Annotated in this window: 21 protein-coding genes and 1 pseudogene; 5 read left to right on the top strand and 17 right to left on the bottom strand. The window is 59.9% G+C overall.

Features of this window, described 5'->3' with window-relative positions; all coding sequences use genetic code 11:
* Nucleotides 1–22 precede the first annotated feature (22 nt).
* Complete coding sequence (gene pdxH, locus AB4O23_RS25755; RefSeq protein WP_065877143.1) at nucleotides 23–670, top strand: pyridoxamine 5'-phosphate oxidase; 648 nt, start codon at nucleotides 23–25, stop codon at nucleotides 668–670.
* Between the two features lie 50 nt (nucleotides 671–720).
* Here the strand turns inward: pdxH and AB4O23_RS25750 are convergent, their stop codons facing one another.
* Nucleotides 721–966: a hypothetical protein gene (locus tag AB4O23_RS25750; RefSeq protein WP_065877142.1), complete on the bottom strand. Its 246-nt coding sequence runs from the start codon at nucleotides 964–966 to the stop codon at nucleotides 721–723.
* Nucleotides 967–1,121: 155 nt separating this feature from the next.
* Between AB4O23_RS25750 and AB4O23_RS25745 the strand changes: the two genes are divergently transcribed.
* Nucleotides 1,122–1,586, top strand: a complete 465-nt coding sequence (locus AB4O23_RS25745; RefSeq protein ID WP_003189251.1) for an outer membrane lipoprotein — start codon at nucleotides 1,122–1,124, stop codon at nucleotides 1,584–1,586.
* Between the two features lie 76 nt (nucleotides 1,587–1,662).
* Here AB4O23_RS25745 and AB4O23_RS25740 read toward each other — a convergent pair whose 3' ends face one another.
* The 3 genes and pseudogenes from AB4O23_RS25740 to nhaA all read right to left on the bottom strand — a co-directional run bounded on the left by AB4O23_RS25740 (nucleotide 1,663) and on the right by nhaA (nucleotide 4,222).
* Nucleotides 1,663–1,998 (bottom strand): hypothetical protein, encoded by a 336-nt coding sequence (locus tag AB4O23_RS25740; protein ID WP_065877141.1) that lies wholly within the window; start codon nucleotides 1,996–1,998, stop codon nucleotides 1,663–1,665.
* Between the two features lie 286 nt (nucleotides 1,999–2,284).
* Nucleotides 2,285–2,681 (bottom strand): annotated as a pseudogene (locus tag AB4O23_RS25735) (S-type pyocin domain-containing protein); the annotation flags it as partial.
* Between the two features lie 365 nt (nucleotides 2,682–3,046).
* Nucleotides 3,047–4,222 (bottom strand): Na+/H+ antiporter NhaA, encoded by a 1,176-nt coding sequence (nhaA, locus tag AB4O23_RS25730; RefSeq protein WP_017529649.1) that lies wholly within the window; start codon nucleotides 4,220–4,222, stop codon nucleotides 3,047–3,049.
* Between the two features lie 216 nt (nucleotides 4,223–4,438).
* On the opposite strand from nhaA, the gene AB4O23_RS25725 reads away from it, so the two are divergent.
* On the top strand, nucleotides 4,439–5,533 hold the full coding sequence (locus AB4O23_RS25725) for a PLP-dependent cysteine synthase family protein (RefSeq protein WP_065877140.1): 1,095 nt from the start codon (nucleotides 4,439–4,441) through the stop codon (nucleotides 5,531–5,533).
* A 57-nt stretch (nucleotides 5,534–5,590) separates the two neighbouring features.
* Here AB4O23_RS25725 and AB4O23_RS25720 read toward each other — a convergent pair whose 3' ends face one another.
* The 3 genes from AB4O23_RS25720 to AB4O23_RS25710 all read right to left on the bottom strand — a co-directional run bounded on the left by AB4O23_RS25720 (nucleotide 5,591) and on the right by AB4O23_RS25710 (nucleotide 8,678).
* On the bottom strand, nucleotides 5,591–7,204 hold the full coding sequence (locus tag AB4O23_RS25720; protein ID WP_017529647.1) for an NAD(P)/FAD-dependent oxidoreductase: 1,614 nt from the start codon (nucleotides 7,202–7,204) through the stop codon (nucleotides 5,591–5,593).
* A 107-nt stretch (nucleotides 7,205–7,311) separates the two neighbouring features.
* Nucleotides 7,312–7,983, bottom strand: a complete 672-nt coding sequence (locus tag AB4O23_RS25715; protein WP_065877139.1) for a COG3650 family protein — start codon at nucleotides 7,981–7,983, stop codon at nucleotides 7,312–7,314.
* Nucleotides 7,984–8,078: 95 nt separating this feature from the next.
* Nucleotides 8,079–8,678 carry a short chain dehydrogenase gene (locus AB4O23_RS25710; protein WP_065877138.1) on the bottom strand — a complete coding sequence of 200 codons (600 nt, stop codon included), beginning with the start codon at nucleotides 8,676–8,678 and terminating at the stop codon, nucleotides 8,079–8,081.
* 103 nt (nucleotides 8,679–8,781) lie between these two features.
* On the opposite strand from AB4O23_RS25710, the gene AB4O23_RS25705 reads away from it, so the two are divergent.
* Complete coding sequence (locus tag AB4O23_RS25705) at nucleotides 8,782–9,690, top strand: LysR family transcriptional regulator (RefSeq protein WP_017529644.1); 909 nt, start codon at nucleotides 8,782–8,784, stop codon at nucleotides 9,688–9,690.
* Here AB4O23_RS25705 and AB4O23_RS25700 read toward each other — a convergent pair.
* From AB4O23_RS25700 to AB4O23_RS25660, 9 genes are all read right to left on the bottom strand, one after another.
* Nucleotides 9,687–10,172, bottom strand: a complete 486-nt coding sequence (locus AB4O23_RS25700) for a DoxX family protein (RefSeq protein WP_017529643.1) — start codon at nucleotides 10,170–10,172, stop codon at nucleotides 9,687–9,689. The genes AB4O23_RS25705 and AB4O23_RS25700 overlap by 4 nt on opposite strands.
* Nucleotides 10,169–10,945 carry an HvfC/BufC N-terminal domain-containing protein gene (locus AB4O23_RS25695; protein WP_217855954.1) on the bottom strand — a complete coding sequence of 259 codons (777 nt, stop codon included), beginning with the start codon at nucleotides 10,943–10,945 and terminating at the stop codon, nucleotides 10,169–10,171. Before AB4O23_RS25695 ends, AB4O23_RS25700 begins: the two co-directional genes overlap by 4 nt.
* Nucleotides 10,942–11,820 (bottom strand): MNIO family bufferin maturase, encoded by an 879-nt coding sequence (bufB, locus tag AB4O23_RS25690; protein ID WP_017529641.1) that lies wholly within the window; start codon nucleotides 11,818–11,820, stop codon nucleotides 10,942–10,944. The genes AB4O23_RS25695 and bufB overlap by 4 nt, the downstream gene beginning before the upstream one ends.
* Nucleotides 11,821–11,844: 24 nt before the next feature.
* Entirely contained in the window at nucleotides 11,845–12,141 is a 297-nt protein-coding gene (locus AB4O23_RS25685; protein WP_017529640.1) for a BufA1 family periplasmic bufferin-type metallophore, read from the bottom strand.
* A 178-nt stretch (nucleotides 12,142–12,319) separates the two neighbouring features.
* Nucleotides 12,320–13,021 carry an ABC transporter ATP-binding protein gene (locus AB4O23_RS25680; protein WP_010212366.1) on the bottom strand — a complete coding sequence of 234 codons (702 nt, stop codon included), beginning with the start codon at nucleotides 13,019–13,021 and terminating at the stop codon, nucleotides 12,320–12,322.
* Between the two features lies 1 nt (nucleotide 13,022).
* Complete coding sequence (gene livG, locus AB4O23_RS25675; RefSeq protein WP_016975067.1) at nucleotides 13,023–13,790, bottom strand: high-affinity branched-chain amino acid ABC transporter ATP-binding protein LivG; 768 nt, start codon at nucleotides 13,788–13,790, stop codon at nucleotides 13,023–13,025.
* Nucleotides 13,787–15,040 (bottom strand): high-affinity branched-chain amino acid ABC transporter permease LivM, encoded by a 1,254-nt coding sequence (locus tag AB4O23_RS25670; RefSeq protein WP_003172374.1) that lies wholly within the window; start codon nucleotides 15,038–15,040, stop codon nucleotides 13,787–13,789. The genes livG and AB4O23_RS25670 overlap by 4 nt, the downstream gene beginning before the upstream one ends.
* Complete coding sequence (gene livH / locus AB4O23_RS25665; protein ID WP_065877136.1) at nucleotides 15,037–15,960, bottom strand: high-affinity branched-chain amino acid ABC transporter permease LivH; 924 nt, start codon at nucleotides 15,958–15,960, stop codon at nucleotides 15,037–15,039. Before livH ends, AB4O23_RS25670 begins: the two co-directional genes overlap by 4 nt.
* A 229-nt stretch (nucleotides 15,961–16,189) precedes the next feature.
* Nucleotides 16,190–17,317, bottom strand: coding sequence for a branched-chain amino acid ABC transporter substrate-binding protein (locus AB4O23_RS25660; RefSeq protein ID WP_017530445.1), 1,128 nt, complete (start codon nucleotides 17,315–17,317; stop codon nucleotides 16,190–16,192).
* A 341-nt stretch (nucleotides 17,318–17,658) separates the two neighbouring features.
* Here AB4O23_RS25660 and AB4O23_RS25655 point away from each other — a divergent pair, with 341 nt between their 5' ends.
* On the top strand, nucleotides 17,659–17,961 hold the full coding sequence (locus tag AB4O23_RS25655) for a DUF2288 domain-containing protein (RefSeq protein ID WP_010212359.1): 303 nt from the start codon (nucleotides 17,659–17,661) through the stop codon (nucleotides 17,959–17,961).
* Between the two features lie 305 nt (nucleotides 17,962–18,266).
* On the opposite strand, the gene AB4O23_RS25650 is transcribed toward AB4O23_RS25655, so the two are convergent.
* Nucleotides 18,267–20,453, bottom strand: a complete 2,187-nt coding sequence (locus AB4O23_RS25650) for a hypothetical protein (RefSeq protein ID WP_017530447.1) — start codon at nucleotides 20,451–20,453, stop codon at nucleotides 18,267–18,269.
* Between the last annotated feature and the right edge of the window lie 187 nt (nucleotides 20,454–20,640).

Raw genomic sequence — 20,640 nt, 5'->3', positions numbered from 1 at the left:
TGAACCAGAAGGATAAAGCCGCATGACTCAGGCACTGGCCGATATGCGCCGTGACTACACACGGGACGGTTTGAGCGAGGCCCAGGCCCCGAGCGAGCCGTTTGCGTTATTCCACCAGTGGTTTGCCGATGCGGTGAACACCGAGCAGCCGCCGGTGGAAGCCAACGCCATGACCCTGGCCACGGTCGACCAGGACGGTCGCCCGCACTGCCGTATCCTGTTGCTCAAAGGCCTGGATGCGCAGGGCTTTACCTTCTTCACCAACTATCAGAGCGCCAAGGGCCAACAGCTCGCGACGCGGCCGTTTGCGGCCATGACCTTTTTCTGGCCGACCCTGGAGCGCCAGGTGCGTATCGAAGGGCGGGTGGTCAAGGTCACGCCCGAAGAGTCGGACGCGTATTATCAGGTCCGCCCACTGGGCAGCCGTCTGGGGGCCTGGGCGTCGCCGCAGAGCCAGGTCATTCGTGACCGTGAAGAACTGCAAGACTTGCTCAAGGCCACCGAACAGCGTTTCAGCGATACCCAGCCTGACTGCCCCGAGCATTGGGGTGGCTATCGCCTGTTGCCCGAGCGCATCGAGTTCTGGCAAGGCCGTGCCAGTCGCCTGCATGACCGCCTGAACTACCGCCTGCAAGGGGCCGACTGGACCCGCGAGCGCCTGGCGCCCTGAGCGGCACCTTTCGTCACCTCACCTGAATGATGCACATCACCCCGACGTCTCTATAACGAGGCATCGGGTGTGTAGTGCTGCGCGGCGTTTTTCAGCCAGCCCGGCAAGTCGCCGCGTTTGATTTTCAAGGTGCGAGCCTGCTCCAACTGTTGCAGCATGAAGGCCCGCTTGAGCGGATCATCGCCGGCCAGAGACAGTGCGAGGTCGCGGTCTACCCACCGTTTGATCCGCAGGTACAGCCAGCCATGGAAATACAGGCCGGCTAGAGTAGTGACTACAATGATGAAGTAATCCATGAACGTCCCTGTTGAGAAGAGTGCTACCGTTCGTCGAGGTTTTTGGTGCTGGCAGTCTGTACTAAGGCTGAATGAAAGCAATTTTCTGCCGCGCTTGCCGTGACAGGCGTCAAGCCGCAGCGTCTAATGAATACCTGTCCTTTGGAGTTGATGCTATGCGTAAGTCCGTTTTACTGGTTGCCTGCTTTACCACCCTGTCCTTGCTGTTGGGTGGCTGCGCCTCGAGTCTGACCGGCGACTCGTACTCCCGTGATGAAGCGCGTCGTGTACAGACTGTGCGCATGGGTACCATCGAATCCCTGCGTCCGGTGAAAATCGAAGGCACCAAGACCCCAATCGGCGGCGCGGCCGGTGCTGTCATTGGTGGCGTGGGCGGCAGCGCCATTGGCGGTGGCCGTGGCAGTATCGTCACTGCCGTGATCGGCGCCGTTGCCGGCGGCCTGCTGGGTTCGGCCACCGAAGAAGGCCTGACCCGCACACAAGGCGTGGAAATCACCGTTCGTGAAGACGACGGCAGCATGCGCGCCTACGTACAGGCCGTGCAGGAAAATGAAATCTTCCGCATTGGCGACCGCGTGCGCATCATGACCGTCGACGGCACCAGCCGCGTTACTCGCTGAACATCGGTTGTAGAAACACAAAGCCCCAACCGGGTGACCGGTTGGGGCTTTGTGTTGAATGGCTTTTCGGAAGGTGTCAGGTAAACATTTCGATGTCATCCATTGCACTTCCAATGACACCGCTGAGCGCAGGGCATTTACGCATAGCTTGTTGCAGTGCCGGCATTACCTTGTCCATGTCCAATGTCCCAAATCGACGTGCAATGTGGCCTATGGCAACTATGGCAGCTGACGCGATGTCTTCGTTGTCGTCACGCATATGTTGTAAGCAAACGCTTTGTGCCCAGGTACAATCGGTTTCGTTGAGCCCCACTGAAATTAGTGCTGTGGTGACTTTGCTTACGTCACCAGTGGCAAGATCAGTCACTGATTCATCGTGAGTCAAGTCAGGATCGTGATAGCGCATATTCATTTCAGGTCTCCTAGGACTTTTCCTTTGCGGTTAGTTTTTCCAGCCCTTATCAATGCGTTTTTCATATGTTGGTTAAGTGCGCTCCATGATCGTACGTGGCCGTGAAAAGTGTCATCTGTTGACTTGTCAACAATCACAAACTCCTTCGTATGCGGGTCAATACCTATCTGGCGAGGCTCTCCAGGCTTGACCAACACTGAGTCGTTCAAAGCGTCCAGGCCGTTAGTGGGGTTTTTACTTTTAACCGAGTTGCCCTTCTTGCTGTGATAAGGCGCATCCTCATACTTCCAGCTCACAACGACATACAGGGGCCTGACACCGGAGTCCGCCGGGAAGACAAGAATGAAATCCCTGTACTCAGGCGGATAAATCGGGTCCACGATGATAGCGGCGGCTTTTTCGGTCGGCGGATACACCCATATGTGTGGTGTCGATGGCGCCGCTTCCAGTGCTGGTATTCCGAGTGTATCGGCGGTGTCTGCGGCGGGTGTCCAGATCAGCTCAATGCCATCCCCCAAGTGGGCGATGTACTGCGTGTCGGATACCTCAAACTGCACGACGTCGATCATCTCCCAGCCGGGATTTTTTCCGGTATAGAAGGCATACCCCTTGAGCGTGCCGTCGTCGCGTTGCTCGATATGCAGGCGTACCCGAGTGCGCGCCCTGGCCATGGAGCGCAATTCACGCACCCCACCTTGGGCAGTTCAGGCGGTGGCGATTCAACCTGAAAGTACGCGTCTTCGGCAATCTGACGGTCGATCGATTCTCGTTGAGCTTGTTGCCGGATTGCCGTCCAGGCCGCTGACTCAGCCTCAGTCATGGGTTCAAGTCGGCGATATCCGCCGGTACCCGTGCCGTAGGACCGCCAGACTTTAAATACGTCCTTGTTGTTTGCCATTTGCCCTCCTGGCGTGATGCTTAACGAAATCCGGCGTAGAAGCCGGGTGCTGACGTTAGAGCAAGCCGAGGAGGGTGGGTGTAGGAAGGAACTGCTAAAGAGGGAGGAATCGGATGAAGCAGGAGCCGGCTTGCCGGCTCCTGCAAACGGTCAGGCTTTTTTGCGACTCGCCATCGCCGTTACCGCATAACCCATACAGGCCGCCAGTATCGACCCGGTCAGGATGCCCATTCGATCCTCGCCGGCAAACTCGCTGGCGCCCGGTACGAACGCCAGGGAGCCGACGAACAGGCTCATGGTGAAGCCGATGCCGCACAGGATCGCCACGCCGAACACCTGGCCCCAGCTGGCGCCGCTGGGCAATGCCGCGAGGCCGGTCTTGATGGCCAGCCAGGTCAGGCCGAATACGCCGATGGTCTTGCCGATCAGCAGGCCGGCGGCGATGCCCATGGGGACGTGATGGGTGAAACTATCGAGGCTGACGCCGGTGAGGGATACGCCGGCATTGGCAAACGCGAACAGCGGCAGGATGGCATAGGCCACCCACGGATGCAGGGCGTGTTCGAGCGTCAGCAGCGGTGAGGTCTCGGCGTTTTTGGTGCGCATCGGAATGCAGAACGCGAGCGTCACGCCGGCCAGTGTGGCGTGGACGCCACTCTTGAGTACACACACCCACAGGATCAGGCCGATGATCAGGTAGGGGCCGAGCTTGATCACACCGAGGCGGTTCATCGCGATCAACGCCACCAGGCAGGCGCCCGCACCCGCCAGGGCCGCGCCGGACAGATCGGCGGAATAAAACACCGCGATAACGATGATCGCACCAAGGTCATCGATGATGGCGAGGGTCATCAGGAACAGTTTCAGCGACACGGGTACACGCTTGCCCAGCAGCGCCAGCACGCCCAATGCAAAGGCAATGTCGGTGGCCATCGGGATCGCCCAGCCCGAGAGCGCGGCGGGATAGTCTTTGTTGATGGCCCAGTAGATCAGCGCCGGCACCACCATACCGCCGATGGCGGCAGCGCCAGGCAGGACAACCTGGGATGGTTTGGACAGGTGGCCATCGAGCAGTTCGCGCTTGACCTCCAGGCCGATCAGCAGGAAGAACAGCGCCATCAGGCCATCGTTGATCCACAGCAGGGCCGGCTTGGCGATTTTCAGCGCGCCAATCTGCGCCACCACCGGTACATCCAGAAACGCGGCGTACAGGTGTGACAACGGTGAGTTGTTGACGATCAGCGCGAGAGCGGCGGCGGCGATCAATAACAGACCGCTGGCGGCTTCCAGCTGGAAGAAACGGGTGAACGTGCTACGCAGAGCCAAGGGATGCTCTCCAATCCGGATTCAATAGGTGGGTACCCTAACCCGTACCGTTAGTTGTTAAAACAAAAGTTATATTCTTATTTGTTATAAAAATGGACAGATTTGGCGTTGCGCCTTGGCCCGGCAATTGTGTGACCAATTGAGTCGTTACTGTATCGGTATGCGGTGTTGGAAACATCTTAAAATTCTGATTGAAAATCCTTAGAGATCCCCCTTATGAGCGACCACCGTCCCTGGGCCCGCGAAGCCATTCGCATCATTGAAGCCGACTTCCAGCGCAGCGCCGATACACACCTCATCCCCTTGCCGCTGCCGGGTTTGCCTGGCATCGAGTTGTATTTCAAGGACGAGTCGAGCCACCCCACCGGCAGCCTGAAACACCGGTTGGCCCGCTCGCTGTTCCTGTACGCGCTGTGCAATGGCTGGCTCAAGCCGGGAGCGCCCGTGATCGAAGCGTCCAGCGGTTCTACCGCGATTTCCGAAGCGTATTTCGCACGGCTGCTCGGCCTGCCATTTATTGCCGTCATGCCCGCCACCACGTCCCAGGAAAAGATCGCACAGATTGCTTTCTATGGCGGCAAGAGCCATCTGGTACAGGATCCGACGCAGATCTACGCCGAATCCGAACGCTTGGCGCAGGAAAGTGGTGGTCACTTCATGGACCAGTTCACCTACGCCGAACGCGCCACCGACTGGCGCGCTAACAACAACATCGCTGAGTCGATCTTCCAGCAGCTGCGTTTTGAACGGCATCCCGAGCCGAGCTGGCTGATTTCCAGCCCCGGCACGGGCGGCACCACGGCCACCCTCGGTCGATACGTGCGTTATCGCCAGCATTGCACGCGCGTGTTGTGCGCCGATGCCGAGCGGTCGGTATTTTTTGATTACTACCAGACGGGTGATGCCAGCCTGCGCCTGGACTGTGGTTCACGGATCGAAGGCATTGGCCGGCCACGGGTCGAGGCGTCGTTTTTGCCGAAGGTGATCGATGCAATGGTCAAGGTGCCGGATGCGTTGTCATTGGCGGCCATGCATTACCTGGCCGAGCGGTTGGGGCGCCGGGTCGGTGGTTCCAGCGGGACCAACCTGATCGGCGCGTTGATGGCGGCGCAGCAGATGAAAGCCGCCGGCGAGTCGGGCTCGATCGTGGCGATCTTGTGTGATGGCGGCGAGCGGTATGCCACTACCTATTACGATCAGGCGTGGTTGGCGGCGCAGGGGTATGCGCTGCCAGGGTTGATCGCGGCCGTTGCGGCCAGCGTGGAGCGGGGCGAGCCATTGCCGGATAGCATCCTGCGCGCGAATATCTGAAAACAACGCAAAACCAAATGTGGGAGGCTTGCTCCCACATTCAACATGCGGCGTTTCTCACGCCTCGATACCCAACATATCCCGCGCCAGCGCCTCGGCAATCCGGATCCCGTCGACACCCGCCGAGAGAATCCCACCGGCATAGCCGGCACCTTCACCGGCCGGGAACAGGCCTTTCACGTTCAGGCTTTGCATCGATTCGTTACGGGTAATCCGCAGCGGCGAGGAGGTGCGCGTTTCGATGCCCGTCAATACTGCATCGTGCAGCGAGTAGCCCTTGATCTGTTTCTCGAACGCCGGCAGTGCTTCTCGGATCGCCTCAATGGCGAACTCCGGCAGCGCCAGGGCCAGGTCGCCCAACGAAACGCCCGGTTTGTAGGACGGTTCCACGCTGCCAAGGGCCGTGGATGGCTTGCCCGCGATGAAGTCACCCACCAGCTGTGCCGGGGCCTCGTAGTTGCTGCCGCCGAGGATATAAGCGTGGGACTCCAGGCGTTCCTGCAATTCGATACCTGCCAACGGGCCACCTGGGTAGTCCACTTCAGGTGTGATGCCGACCACGATGCCCGAGTTGGCGTTGCGCTCGTTACGCGAGTATTGGCTCATGCCGTTGGTCACGACGCGGTTCGGCTCGGAGGTGGCGGCTACCACCGTGCCGCCCGGGCACATGCAGAAGCTGTAGACCGAGCGGCCGTTCTTGGCGTGGTGTACCAGCTTGTAGTCGGCGGCGCCCAGTTTCGGGTGCCCGGCGTATTTACCCAGGCGTGCCGCGTCGATCAGCGACTGCGGGTGCTCGATACGGAAGCCCACCGAGAACGGCTTGGCCTCCATGTACACGCCACGGCTGTGCAGCATGCGGAACGTGTCGCGGGCGCTGTGGCCCAAGGCGAGGATCACGTGCCTGGACAGGAGTTGTTCGCCGCTGTCCAACACCACGCCATTCAACTGGCCATCATCGATCAGCACGTCGGTAACCCGCTGCTCGAAGCGCACTTCGCCACCCAGGGCGATGATCTGCTGGCGCATGTTCTCCACTACGCCGGTCAGGCGGAACGTACCGATATGCGGCTTGCTGACGTAGAGGATCTCTTCCGGCGCACCGGCCTTGACGAACTCGTGCAGCACTTTGCGGCCGTGGAATTTCGGGTCTTTGATCTGGCTGTAGAGCTTGCCGTCGGAGAAGGTGCCGGCGCCGCCTTCACCAAACTGTACGTTGGACTCAGGGTTGAGCACACTTTTGCGCCACAGGCCCCAGGTGTCCTTGGTGCGCTGGCGCACTTCCTTGCCGCGTTCGAGGATGATCGGCTTGAAGCCCATTTGCGCCAGCAGCAGCCCGGCGAAGATCCCGCAGGGGCCAAAACCCACCACGATCGGCCGCTCGACCAGACCTTCCGGCGCCTGGCCCACCACTTTGTAGCTGATGTCCGGGGCCGGGTTGACGTTACGGTCATCGGCAAACTTGAGCAGCAGGGCGGCTTCACCCTTTACGTTCAGGTCGATGGTGTAGATGAAGCACAGCTCCGAGGTTTTCTTGCGGGCGTCGTAGCTGCGCTTGAATAGGGTGAAATCGAGCAAGTCATCACTGGCGATGCCCAGGCGCTGCACAATGGCGGGCCGCAGGTCTTCTTCGGGATGGTCGATGGGCAGCTTGAGTTCGGTGATTCGTAACATGACGGGATCCGGTAGGCGGCGGGCTTCGATGCCGGCTGTTTTAGCAAACCGGCGATTATAAGCCCCAATGGCCGGTTTCCGTCATGTTAAAACAGCGCAGGGCCGATTCAGTCGTCGCGCGAACCGCCAAACGCCGCGCAGCCCTGCTGCACCTGGCCGTTGACGCGCAACTGCGCGGTCATGTGTTGCAGGCTGCCGCTGACACTGTCGACGCAACGTTGCGGGGCCACCCACAGCTCAATGTGCTGGTTATCGGCTTCGGTCATCAGGTTGAAGCGGCCGTCACCGATTTGCTCTTCCACATAAGGCACCGCCAGGGGTGGCTGGCCTTCGCGCTCCAGCACCATGCCCTTGGCCGTCACGTTCATTGCCCAGGCTGGCTTGTGGCCATTGGCGCGCAGGATCATGCGTTTGAAGTCCGGATCGTCACAGGCCGCGGTCGACCGCTCGACACGGTACAACTGCTGCAGCTCCACTTCGCCCTGGGTGCCGGCGGCGACCCCGGAAAACTTGCCGCGCAGGTCGGCAAACAGCACGCCTTGCTGGCCGGCCAAAGAGGCCGCTTCCTGCAGGATGTTGGTGCCGCCGGTGTCCTTGACCAGGTAGTTGCGCTGATCGCGGCACGGCTGGAACAACAGCTTGCCACCGACCGCCGTGAGTTGCCCCTGCATGCGGGTCAGCCCGACGGTAGACGGCTTGGCCGGCTCGCTTTCGAACATCTGGCAAGCGGCGAACAAAGGAAGCAAGGCACATAAAGTGAGGGTACGGACGGCACGCATAAGGGGTCTCCAGACAAGTGCCGCCACGTTACGCAGGCTGGCGATGCATCACAAGCCCGCCTGCCAGCTTCAGGCGTTTCTGACAGACGTGGCATTCAACCCACGATGAATGTCTGACCCGTCTGCAAGCCTTCCACACTTTTGGCGTAGGCCAAGGCCACATCGGCGCCGCTGGCCGGTTTGTAGCCGCGGAAATAGGGCGCATAGCTGCCCATGGCCTCCACCAGCACCGTCGGGCTGACGGCATTGACGCGCAAGCCCCGTGGCAGTTCGATCGCGGCCGCTTTCACAAAAGCGTCGATTGCGCCGTTGACCAGCGCGGCCGACGCGCCGGTACGAATCGGGTCACGGTTGAGGATGCCGCTGGTCAAGGTGAACGACGCACCGTCGTTGGCGTATTCGCGGCCGATCAACAGCAGATTCACCTGGCCCATCAGCTTGTCACGCAGGCCCAGCTCGAAATCGCTTTCGCTCATGTCGCCCAGTGCCACGAAATTCACGCGGCCTGCCGCACACACCAGGGCATCGAACTTACCGGTCTGTTCGAACAGTTTGCGGATCGAGGCGCTGTCACTGATATCTACCTGAAAGTCACCGCTGTTGCGGCCGATGCTGATCACCTCGTGACGCTGGGCCAGTTCCGCCTTGACCTGCGATCCGACGGTGCCGCTGGCGCCAATCAATAGAATTTTCATGATGCAGTTACTCCAGGGGTCAATGAGGGTCCAGTCTAGGGTGGCTTTTCAGGTGGATAAACGTGCTAATAGGCAACCTTTGGTTTTCAATTGGAAACAATCCATGAGCGAGATGGATGACCTGGCAGCCTTTGCCGTGCTTATCGAAGCCGGCAGCTTTACCGTGGCGGCCGAGCAACTGGGCTGCAGTAAAGGGCAGTTGTCCAAGCGCATCAGCCAGTTGGAGGCGCAGTTTGGCGTGGTGCTGCTGCATCGCACCACCCGCAAACTGAGCCTCACGGCAGCCGGCGCGGCGTTGTTGCCGCAGGCCCAGGCGCTGGTGGTACAGGTGGATCGCGCCCGTCAGGCCTTGGCGCGACTCAAGGATGATTTGGCCGGGCCGGTGCGTATGACAGTTCCCGTTTCGTTAGGCGATACATTCTTCGATGGGTTGTTGCTGGAATTTTCCAGGCAGTACCCCCAGGTGCAGATCGAGCTGGAACTCAACAACAGCTACCGCGACCTGGCGCGGGACGGTTTTGACCTGGGGGTGCGTTCGGGCGCGCTTGAAAACCAGCGCCTGGTGGCCAGGCCGCTGCTGGCCTGGCACGAAATGACCTGTGCCAGCCCGGCCTATCTGGACCAGTACGGCGAACCCCAGACTCCCGCCGACCTGGCCGCCCACAACTGCCTGCTCAACAGCCACTACAGTGGCCGCGAAGAGTGGCTGTATCACCAACAACATGAGCTATTGCGCGTGCGGGTCAGCGGCACGTTCGCCTCCAACCATTACAACTTGTTGAAGAAGGCCGCCTTGGTGGGCGCCGGTATCGCCCGCCTGCCGTCCTACGTGCTGCCGGCGGAGTTGGCTGACGGCCGATTACGCTGGCTGTTGCGTGATTACCAGACGCGGAGCCTGCCGATGTACCTGGTGCATCCCTATCAAGGGGGGTTGCCGCGTCGCACCCAAGTGCTGGCAGACTACCTGGTGGATTGGTTCAAGCGCAGCGGCGAGGCGTTGGATCGGCTTTAGCGATAGCGGCGTGCAATCAGTTGGTCGATGGACAAACGCCCCGGTCCCTTGGCGACCAACAGCAGCATCAAGGCGACCCAAGTGCCGTGGGTGGGGTAAGCGTCGGGGTAGACGAATAGCTGAATGACCAGTGTCATACCGATCAAGGCCAGGGCCGAGAAGCGCGTGGCGAACCCCACCAGGATCAGCACCGGGAAGAAGTGTTCGGCGAATGCCGCCATATGCGCGGCCACCTGCGGCGACAGCAACGGCACGTGGTATTCGCTGCGAAACAGCGGCAAGGTGGAGGCGGCAAGCCTGGGTTCGCCGAGCTGGAAGGTGCCGCTGACCAGGTCAATGGCAAAACCTTCAACCTTGGTTTGCCCGGACTTCCAGAACACGGCGGCAATGGAGAACCGTGCGATAAAGGCGATCAGGCTGTAGGGGATTTTTTCGAAAACGGCGATGACCTGTTTGATCAGGCACGAAGGGCGGATATTCATAGCGATACCTTTTGTTCTGGAAGGAGTTGAGTGATGGCGTCGTGGCTGATCAGCAGCGACAGGCATTGCTGCAGGTTGAAGTCGGCCGAGGCTTCGAGGGCCTGCGCCACGGCCATTTCCAATGCCGTGCCCTGGTTCAGGCTGTCGATAAACGCCGCCGCGCCGCTGTCGATGGCAAACACCTTGACCTCCAGCCCGTGGCGCAAGACCAGTGCGGCTTGAGCATGCCAGGGGTTTAAGGTGGCCACGGCGCCCTCGACCTGGTGCGCTGCCCAAATCGCGACAATGGCGTAGGGCGAAGTGAGCGTGGCGAGGGACGGGTGCAGTTGCAGGCGCAGTTGCCCGAGGTCTGTTGAACCTTGCAGTTGCTGGAGCACGCTGAGCGGGTCGAGTGGCCGGGCGTCCGCTGCGTGATAGGCGCGCACTCGATGGCGCTCCAGGCGTGCGATGTCCGCCAGGTAAGGCACGCTGGCGGCAGGTTTGAAGCCCTGGATGAAATCGGCGAATGTGCTGCCGTACTCGCTGATCAACGGGCTGCCGGGTGGCGATGTTTGTACGTAAACGCTGGCCATTGCGCAAAAAAAATCATCGCCCACCAGTTGCAGGGTGACGGGGTAAGCGGCGACCAATGCGTTGATCAATGAGCTGTGCACATTGTTGCGGTACACCGCAAAGCGGCTTTGCGGGTCGGCTCCGTTGCTGCTGAACAGGCCGTCGGGGCAAGGCTGGTCGGGCGCCAACAAGGCGTTGGCAAATATGGTTTGAACGCTCATGAGCGTGCCTGCGTCAGATGCCATTCGGCCCGCCGGGCTTCGGTCATCAATACACCGAAGGCGGGCACGTGGTTGTCGCGCTCGATCAGCGTGGCCATCGGGCCGATGCGCGCCAGTACTTGCTCGTACAGATGCCATACGGTGCTGGCAACGGGCGCGCCGTGATCATCGATCAGCAGGCGATCACCCAGGCTGTCGGTGTCTTCGGCAAAACCGGCCAGATGAATCTCACCCACCGCGTGCAGTGGCAAGGCGTTGATGTAGGCCAACGGGTCGCGCTGATGGTTGATGCACGACACATACACGTTGTTTACATCGAGCAGCAGGCCGCAACCGGTACGTCGGATGATCTCGCTGAGAAACTCGGTTTCGTCCAGGGTGGAGCGTTGGAACTGCAGGTAGGTAGACGGATTTTCCAGCAGCATCCGTCGCTTGAGGGCACTTTGTACCTGGTCGACGTGGGCGCACACCCGGTCCAGGGTATCGGCGTCGTAGGCCAGGGGCAGCAGGTCATTGAGAAACACCTCGCCATGGCTCGACCAGGCCAGGTGTTCGGAAAAGGACTGAGGTTGATAGCGCTCGATCAGCCTGCTCAAACGTGTCAGGTGCTCGGCATTCAGCGGGCCTTCGCCGCCGATGGACAGGCCCACGCCGTGCAATGACAGCGGGTACTGCTCGCGGATCAACCCCAGGTAGTGATGAAACGGGCCGCCGGCCACCATATAGTTTTCGGCGTGCACTTCAAAAAAACCGATGTCGGGGCAGGTATGGAGCACTTCGCTGAAGTGCTCGCGCTTGAGCCCCAGCCCCGCCCGAGAGGGGAGGCCGGGCGCCTGGGCCTGGGAGACGGCTGTCGGGGATGAACGGGGCATCATCGGTGCTCAGGCTGTGGTGGCGGTTCAGGACTTGGCGGTGAAGGCCGCTTCCTGGCCAAAGCCGGTCGGCGAGGTGGAGCTTGGGGTTTGGGTGCAAGTACCGGCGGGGACCAGTTTCCAGGCGTTGGCCTGGTCTTTGGTTTTCGAGGTGCCGGCGCAGGAAGTGCCGGCGCCCGCGGCGCAATCGTTCTTGCCGGCTTCAGCGACGCCGAAGCACTTTTGCATGTCGTCGGCGGCGTGGGCGGTGCCTGTCAGGGCGGACAGGCTCAGGGCGGAACCCAGGGCCAGGACGAGGGTAGCGGCGGACAGTTTGGTGGTCATGGTGTTTCTCCAGCAGTGGTTGAATGCGCAGGCTCGATTGCCTGCATGCACCACTAGAGACGGGGGGACTGAGTTCGTTACAACCTCAGTCAAAAAAACTTCATAGCACACAAAACAAATGTGGGAGGGGCAACACCCCTCCCACATTTTTTGCGCCGGTTTCTACAGCAACCGTGGGTTAACCGCCCAAATAGGCCTCGCGCACCTTGGGATCGGTCAGCAACTGCTCACCCGTGCCTTGCATCACGACCCGGCCGTTTTCCAGTACGTAGGCGCGGTCGGCGATTTTTAGCGCCTGGTTGGCGTTCTGTTCCACCAGAAACACGGTCACACCGTCTTTGCGCAGCTGTTCGATGATGTCGAAAATCTGCTGGATGATGATCGGCGCCAGGCCCAGGGACGGTTCGTCCAGCAGCAACAGCTTGGGTTTGCTCATCAGTGCGCGGCCGATGGCGAGCATTTGCTGTTCGCCGCCGGACATGGTGCCGCCGCGCTGACTGAAGCGCTCCTTGAGCCGGGGGAACAGGTGCAGCACCTTGTCCATCTGCTCTTGGTAGTCGCCCTTGTCGGTGAAGAACCCGCCCATGGCCAGATTCTCTTCGACGGTCAGGCGCGAGAACACACGACGGCCTTCCGGCACCACCGCAATGCTCTTGCGCATGATCTGCGACGACTGCTGGCCCACCAGTTCTTCACCCATGTAGCGGATGCTGCCGCTGTGCGCCTGGGGCGAACCGCACAAGGTCATCAGCAGGGTGGACTTGCCGGCGCCGTTGGCGCCGATCAGGGTCACGATCTCACCCTGGCGCACTTCCACATTGACGCTGTGCAGGGCCTGGATCTTGCCGTAAAAAGTGGAAACGTTTTCGAATTGCAGCATTTTACGCTTCCCCCAAATAGGCTTTGATCACTTCAGGATTGTCGCGGATCTGCTCCGGCGTCCCGTCGGCCAGTGGCGTGCCCTGGTTGATCACCACGATATGGTCGGAAATGCTCATGACCAGTTTCATGTCGTGTTCGATCAACAGTACCGTGGCGTTGTTTTCCTCACGCAGCACGCTGATCAGCGCCTTGAGGTCTTCGGTTTCCTTGGGGTTCAGGCCGGCGGCCGGTTCGTCGAGCATCAGGATCCGCGGGCGGGTCATCATGCAGCGGGCGATTTCCAGGCGACGTTGCTGCCCATAGGCCAGGGTGCCGGCAGGGCGGTTGGCAAACTCGGTGAGGTTGACCTTGTCCAGCCAGTACTCCGCATATTCCATGGCCTCGCGCTCGCTTTTGCGGAACGCGGGGGTCTTGAACAGGCCGGCGAAGAAGTTGGTGTTCAAGTGACGGTGCTGGGCGATCAGCAGGTTTTCGACCGCCGTCATGTCCTTGAACAACCGCACGTTCTGGAAGGTCCGCACCACGCCCTTGCGGGCGATCTCGTGACCGGCCAGGCCCTGGATCGGCTGGCCGTCCAGCAGGATGCTGCCGCCGCTCGGCTTGTAAAAACCGGTGAGGCAGTTGAACACCGTGGTTTTGCCCGCGCCGTTGGGGCCGATCAACGCAACCACTTGTTTCTCTTTCACGGTCAGGGCTACGCCGTTGACCGCCAGCAAGCCGCCGAAGCGCATGCTCAAGTTTTCGACTTTCAGGATCTCGCGGCTCATTTGCGCAGCTCCATGTGAGGACGTTGCATGGGCAGCAGGCCTTGAGGGCGCCAGATCATCATCAGCACCATCATGGCGCCGAACATCAACATGCGGTATTCGCTGAACTCACGCATCATTTCCGGCAGCAGGATCATCACGATCGCGGCCAGGATCACGCCCAACTGCGAGCCCATGCCACCCAGTACCACGATGGCGAGGATGATCGCCGACTCGATAAAGGTGAACGACTCCGGGGTCACCAGGCCTTGGCGCGCGGCGAAGAAGCTGCCGGCGAAACCGGCGAACGCAGCGCCCAGGGTAAATGCGGAGAGCTTGATGATGGTCGGGTTGAGGCCCAGGGCACGGCAGGCGATCTCATCTTCGCGCAGCGCTTCCCATGCACGGCCGATCGGCATGCGCAGCAGGCGGTTGATCACGAACAGGGCGGCCAATGCCAGCAACAGCGCCACCAGGTACAGGAACACCACTTTGCTCACCGGGTTGTAGGCGATCCCGAAGTACTCGTGGAAGGTCTGCATGCCTTCAGCGGCGCTGCGGTCGAACGACAGCCCGAAGAACGTTGGCTTGGGGATGCTGCTGATGCCGTTGGGGCCACCGGTGATATCGGTGAGGTTACGCAGGAACAGGCGAATGATCTCGCCGAAGCCCAGGGTCACGATCGCCAGATAGTCACCGCGCAGGCGCAATACCGGGAAGCCCAGCAGGAAGCCGAACGTGGCCGCCGCCATACCTGCCAGTGGCAGGCAGATCCAGAAGCTCCAGCCCAGGTAGTGCGAGAGCAGCGCGTAGGTGTAGGCACCCACGGCATAGAAGCCCACATAACCCAGGTCAAGCAGGCCGGCCAGACCCACCACGATGTTCAGGCCCAGGCCCAGTAACACGTAGATCAGGATCAGGGTGGCGATGTCGACGGCGCCGCGCGAGCCGAAGAACGGCCAGATCAGCGCGGCCACGATCAGGCCGATGATGATGTAGCGCTGGGTGCGCGGCAGGGTCAGGAATTGGCTGACCTTGGGCGAGACCAATGGGGCGCGGTTGCCCTTGAACAAGGCACCGACCTGCTGGGTGAACAGCACACGCAGGAACATCAGCACCGAACACAGGGCAATGATGGTCAGGGTCACGGGACCTGTGCCATGCACTTCAAGGTTGATGCCCACAATGCTCAGCTTGAGGCCGAGTACCGGAAAGGCCACGGCCCATACCAGCAAGGCGCTGAAAAACGCCGATTTAAGATATCTGCTCATACTTTCTCAACCTCCGGACGGCCCAGGATGCCGGTCGGACGGAATAACAGCACCAGAACCAGCAGGCCGAACGCCACGACGTCCTTGTACTGGTCGCCGAAGATATCGGCGCCGAACGCTTCGGCCACACCCAGCACCAGCCCGCCGAGCATCGCGCCCGGGATACTGCCGATGCCGCCCAATACCGCCGCAGTAAAGGCCTTGAGGCCTACCAGGAAACCGGCGTTGGGGTTGATCACGCCGTACTGCATGCTCAGCAGTACCGCCGCGACGGCTGCCAGCGCGGCGCCGATCACGAAGGTCAGGGCGATGATGTTGTTGGTGTTGATGCCCAGCAGGTTGGCCATCTTGATGTCTTCAGCGCACGCCCGGCAGGCGCGCCCCAGACGGGAGCGGGAGATGAACAGGGTCAGGCCGAGCATGGCCACCAGGGTGACGACGAAGACCAGCACTTGCATGTAGGAAATCAGGACTTCTTCCGCGCCACCCGGGCCGAAGGAGAAGCTCCCCGGGATCAGGTTGGGGATGGATTTATCCTTGGAGTCCTGGGACAGCAATACGGTGTTCTGCAGGAATATCGACATGCCGATGGCGGAAATCAGCGGGATCAAACGGTTGCTGCCACGCAGGGGGCGGTAGGCAACGCGCTCGATACTGTAGCCATAGGCACTGGTTACGACGATCGACGCAAGGAACGCGGCGGTCATCAACAGCGGCAGGGAGTGGATACCCATCATGGCCAGCCCGGCAAGGGCGATGAAGGCCACGTAGGAACCAATCATGTACACCTCGCCATGGGCGAAGTTGATCATTCCAATGATGCCGTAAACCATTGTGTAGCCAATGGCTATCAAGGCATAGGTGCTGCCAATGGTCAGGCCATTAACCAGCTGTTGGAAAAAATGATAGATCTCAGGCATTACAGCGCTCCTAAAAACCCGATACGCATTTCACTGGTGGAGTCATGTTCCGGCCCCGTGCTGTGTTCTGTGAGCACATTTGCACAAAGCGTTTGCCAGCGAACCGCTGGTGACGGTTTTAAGATTTTCAGGTGAGCCAGCGCCCGGATCGCGGGTGACAGGCCCATAAACCTCGTAAAACAAAGCCCACTGCTTTCACAGTGGGCTTGTAGGGCCAGTAACGCCTGGCTTACTGAGGGGAAACTTCGGTTTTAGGTTTGCCGAAGTGCCATTCGTAGACCACGAACTTGAAGTCCTTCAGGTCGCCCTTGGCGTCGAAGCTCAGGTCGCCGGTTGGGGTCTTGAAGGTACCGGCGTGAATGGCTTCGGCCACTTTGGCGGTGTCTTCGCTCTTGGCTGCCTTGATACCACCGGCGATGACTTCAATGGCCGAGTAGGCCGGGAATACGAACGGACCGGTTGGGTCCTGCTTGTTCTTGGCGAACTCTTCAACGATGGCTTTGTTGGCAGGGTCGGTGTCGAAGGACTTCGGCAGGGTGACCAGCAGGCCTTCGGAGGCGTCTTGGGCGATTTGCGAGATGGAGTCGTTGCCGACGCCCTCTGGGCCCATGAACTTGGCGTTCAGGCCTTTTTCCTTGGACTGGCGCAGGATCAGGCCCAGCTCTGGGTGGTAGCCGCCGTAGTAGACGAAGTCGACGTTGGCTTGCTTGAGTTTCTGGATGATCGAGGAGAAGTCCTTGTCACCGGCGTTCAGGCCTTCGAAGACGGCAACCTTCACGCCTTTCTTCTCAAGGGTCTGCTTGACGGCGGTGGCGATACCTTCACCGTATTGTTGCTTGTCGTGCAGCACGGCAACGATTTTCGGCTTCACGTGGTCGGCGATGTAGTTGCCGGCCGCCGGGCCCTGGGCGCTGTCGAGGCCGATGGTACGGAAGATCAGCTTGTAGCCACGGGAAGTAATCTCCGGGCTGGTAGCGGCAGGAGTAATCATGATGACGCCTTCGTCTTCATAAATATCCGACGCGGGCTGAGTGGAGCTGGAGCAGAGGTGACCGACCACGAACTTGACGCCGTCGTTGACCACTTTGTTGGCCACGGCAACGGCTTGTTTAGGATCGCAAGCGTCGTCGTATTCCTTGGCTTCAAGCATCTTGCCGTCAACGCCGCCCTTGGCGTTGATGTCGGCGATGGCTTGTTTGGCACCCATGAACTGCATGTCACCGTATTGCGTTACAGGACCGGTCTTGGGGCCGGCGATGCCGATCTTGATGGTGTCAGCTGCGAACGAATGGCCGGCAACCCCAGCCAGGACCATAGCGGCAAACAGTTTGGAAATCTGCTTAGTAGCCTTATTCATAGTGCTCCACTCTTACTGTTGTATTTTTTATAGTTCTAGCGGCCTCGTGAGCTGCTGAACCGGATCAGATATCTCGGATATCCCCCCGGCAGTGCCCTGGCAACTGTACCGGTACAGTGTAGAGCGCCGGTTGATCGCTTGAAAAGCTGGCTGCTGGGGGCAAAACCCGGGTGTGTCGCATAAATGAAAGAAAGAGACAGAATAGCGGCGGGGTGGTGCCAGACTTTCGGGCAATCCTTGGCGTTCCTGACACTTTCTCTCGATGACTCATTTGCAACTGGGTTTTTCTACCTGGGCTGCGACGTTATGATTGCGCCGATTTTTTCCCAAGGTGGATTCCCATGACGCAAGAACCTAGCACCCTCTATGCCAAGCTGCTCGGTGAAACCGCCGAAATTTCCTGGAAGGAGCTTGAACCGTTCTTTGCCAAGGGTGCCCTATTGTGGGTCGACGCCGGTCTGGATTTGATCGAGGCGGCCGAAGGAATGGCCGAGGATAACCGCGACAAAGTCGCCGCCTGGCTGGCCGCCGGGAGCCTTGGCGAAGTGTCTGCCACGCGGGCATTGGACCTGGTTGAGCGCGATCCGAGCCTGTGGGCGGTGGTGGTTTCGCCGTGGATTCTGATCCAGGAAAGGGCAGTGTAAGAAAAGTCCGCACGAAAAAGGTGCGTGATCCTGGTGCGGCAAGTGTGTAGCGGAGTAACCGCCGAGCCCGTGATGGCACCTTGCCGTAGAGAAAGGTCACAGGTCAGGGTGACGTAAACGTCACGGGAACAGTTACAAGAGCGGCCGAGACGGCGGGCAATTGTTTCCAAGTATTCCAGGCTGAGAAAATCAGTTGCCGGGTCTAGCGCCCGTTCGCGAACAAGCCCGCGCCCCCACATGACCGAATCTCAGCACACATGCGGTCAGGTAGGGGCGCGGGCTTGCTCGCGAACGGGCGCCTTGGTCTAAGCGGTCTTGCCCGTATGGTTATTCAGCGAAATAACCTTGGTCTTGCCGATGCGATGACGGTAAATCTCGCGCAGGTACTTAATCGCCTTCTTCACGCAATCGCGTGACAGGCGAATGTCATTGATCGACACAAACTTGTCTTTGTCGTTGATCAGCTCGCGGTACTTCTTCTCATACATCGGCTTGATCGCATACCAGTTGGTGTCGAGGATCTTGGCCGGGTTCTCGAATTCGTTGAGCAACTCGTCGATGCGGTCTTCATCGAAGTCCTCATGGATGATGAAGTCCAGGATCGAGTTGTCCAGCGTATCGTCGAAGCGGTACGGGTTACGGGCGAAGCAGCGCTTGATAAAGGCCACGATCAGCGTCAGGAAATCATCCGACAGGCAGGGGCTTTTGGCGATCAGGGTGGTCAGCGAAAGGTTGGCCGACGCGCCGATCACCAGCGCGTAACGTTTGAGCGTGGTGTTGGGGAACAGGCTGTTGAGGTGGGTCTTGAGCCGGTTCAGGTCCATATAGGACAGCTTGTAGTCCTTGGGCAGCGAGACGATGGACACCACCGACGAGCAGTTCTTGAAGAAGTGCAGGTCGTGCAGCGCCGCCGCGTCGTAGCCGGAGTTCTTGTACTGCTCCAGAGACGCCTTGTAACGCTTGGATTCGATCGGCAACAGGCTGATGCCTTCGATGGCTTGGGTGACCTTGTTGAAGTGCGGCAAGTCGATGGAGCGGAAGAACAGGTCGTCGATGTTCAGGCGCTGCGGCTCTTTTTCGAACACTTTGAACTTGTCATTCGACGGCGCCGGGGTTTCCGGGACGACGGATTCGGCGTAGGCAATTGCCACCGGGCCCGCCAGGCTCATAAACAGGTCGTTGGCATCCAGGCGGATGGTTTCGCCGATGTCGATGCCGGCGCGACGGAAGTAGTTCTGGTCGTAGTCGGTGGTCACGGCCTGGGCGGTGAGAATGTTGAAGATCTGTTGGGAGATGTACTGGTTGGCGTGTTTTTCCATGGCATTGACGTCAATGTTCTGGATGTTGCCGTCATCGCTCTCTTCGGCGTACCGCATGATGTCGTTGGAAATCAGCATCATCGCGTTCCACGGGCGGATACGGCCTTTCACGCTGGCTTCGCTGCTGTCTTCATTGGCGAAGTTGTACGAGAAGTCCCATTCCTCCGACAGGTACTTGCACAGCAGTCGCCCGGCGTTGATGTGCAGCGCCTCGGACATTTCACTGCGGTGATCGGAAATATTCGGCAGCACGCAGATGCCGCTGGTAAAGATCGGCTCGAACACAAATGCGTGGCCGCTCTTGCTGTCGTGCTCGTCGGCGGGCTTGGTGTCGAACGTTTTGTTCATGTACGAGTGCTGCTGGGCCAGGCCGAACTCCGAGGCCATGCCCGAGCCGGTACCGCCGCCGGCGCTGAAAATCGAAAAATACAGGCGCGACTGGTTGGCCTTGATGCCGCACGAGTCGATCAGGTACGAGTGGATCATCTTCCAGTCGGGGCTGGAGAAGCGCTGGGTGTCTTTGTTGAGGATGATCTTGGCCAGGTACTGGCCGAGGATCGGCGCGTTACCGGCGCCGCCGGCATGGACTTCGGAGAGGTCCATGATTTTCATCTTGCTGTAGTCGCGCAGGAACCCGCTTTTTTCGCCCTTGCGCGAAAAGCGGATGCGCCCGGCAATGTCTTTGTCCAGGTCGCCCAGCATCACCAGTGGCTCCACCAGGAACACCGGTTTGCTGGGTTTGCCGCCGCCCAGGCGCAGGTTATTGCGGATCCACTGGGTGGGGCTGTAGCCCTGGGTCTTTTTAAATTGAAGTTTGTCTTCGTTACTGAATTCGTTCAGGTAGAACTTGCGCGCGTTATAGACCAACTCCGCCACGTCCAGCGCAATGTTGGAACCGCAGCGGCCCAGGCCGATCAGGCACACCGAGGGAAATTCCTGTTCGCTGCGCGGATCGCTGTCGCCTTCAAGATGGGGCGGGCGCGGGAACACCATGTCGCGCAGGCCGTCGAGGTTGTCGAGGATGCGGTCAGTATTGGTTTCGGTGAAGTACAGGTACTGCTGGGTGGCCAGCGGGCGTGTGGTGCTCAATGACTTTGAACCTGAGGGTTTGTCCGCAGGAGCTGTGGGCAACACGTCGGATACCACGGTGGCAGGGTTATTTTTAGAAGTCATTGTGCGCCATGTGCCTGGGCGGATGGCTGAAAAGAATCAAATGGCCATCACGGAATGGGTGTTCGCGACTTTGCAGTGCGTCCTTGTCCGGCGTGTTCGGGCGTGTCCCTGTGTTCTCAAGGAAAACCTGGCCGGACTCTGATGAATCGGCCGTTTGTCGGCGATCTTTAGCTAACTGATGGCGAAA

The sequence above is a fragment of the Pseudomonas sp. H2_A10 genome, assembly GCF_054680085.1.
The sequence above is the reverse complement of the archived record's forward strand: the minus strand, read 5'-3'. Positions and strand labels throughout refer to the sequence as shown.